This window comes from Chitinophaga agrisoli, assembly GCF_008386695.1.
Lineage (GTDB): Bacteria > Bacteroidota > Bacteroidia > Chitinophagales > Chitinophagaceae > Chitinophaga > Chitinophaga agrisoli.
On the sequence record NZ_VUOC01000042.1, the window covers coordinates 1 to 510 of the forward strand.

Annotated in this window: 1 protein-coding gene; it reads left to right on the plus strand. The window is 48.2% G+C overall.

Annotated features, from left to right (window positions below; translation table 11 throughout):
• A partial coding sequence (locus F0L74_RS32825) for an alkylated DNA repair protein domain-containing protein (protein WP_213087168.1) occupies positions 1-456 on the plus strand: 456 nt, incomplete at its 5' end.
• Positions 457-510: the final 54 nt, after the last annotated feature.

The window sequence follows — 510 nt, forward strand, 5'->3', positions numbered from 1 at the left end:
ACATGGTGCCAGGAAAACCATCTCCTCCTGAACGTCAGCAAAACAAAGGAGATGATCGTGGACTTCAGTACAAAGCGGGAGACGAGGAACTACCAACCACTCACCATCAACGGCGACGCTGTGGAGAGAGTGGACAGTTTCCGGTATCTTGGTGTCCACATCTCACAAGATCTGTCATGGACACACCACATCGGCCACATAGTGAAGAAAGCCCGACAGCGTCTTTTCCATCTCAGACGTCTAAAGGACTTTAAACTGCCCTCTCAGGTGCTCAGGACTTTCTACACCTGCACCGTTGAGAGCATCCTGACCGGCAGCATCACAGCGTGGTTCGGGAACAGCACACAACAGGACATACGAGCTCTACAGAGGGTGGTACGATCGGCTGAACGTTCCATCTGCACTGAGCTTCCTGACTTGCACACCATAATAATAGAAGATCTGAATGATTACTGACATTTTCATATCCTATTTGTCACATACACATACATGCAGTGAAATGTTTTATTT